We start from the raw sequence: 450 nt of genomic DNA on the forward strand, positions 1-450 counted from the left end.
GGCGGTCCCGAAGCTGCGGGGTGCCGAACGTCGGCGGGCGCGCGTGCCGCCGGCCGGTCGTCGCGGGAGCCGTTCGTCGTGCCGGCGCGCTCGGACCGCCGTTCCGCCGGCGAGCGGGCGACCGCCGTGCCGCGACGGGCGCACCAGGGCCTCCGACCGGCGCGTTCGACGACCCAGGCCGGGGACGACGGCGACGCCACCGGTCCGGCGCGGGAGGCCGCGAGGCGACCGCGCCGAACGGTCGCTCGTCCGGAGGAGGCGGCACGGGCGTTGCGCGGGCCGGCCGGCGGCGACGTGGTCGCCGAGGCCCGCCGCCGGACGCCCTGGTGGCGGACCGGCCCGCGGCGCGACCCGGACGGGGGCCGGGGCGGCCCCCGACCCCACCGGGCGCGCGCCCGGCCCCGCGAGGCGGGGCCCCCCCAAACACGGGGTGAGCGCGAGGTAGGGCGC

Source organism: Actinosynnema sp. NPDC059335 (assembly GCF_042752395.1).
Lineage (GTDB): Bacteria > Actinomycetota > Actinomycetes > Mycobacteriales > Pseudonocardiaceae > Actinosynnema.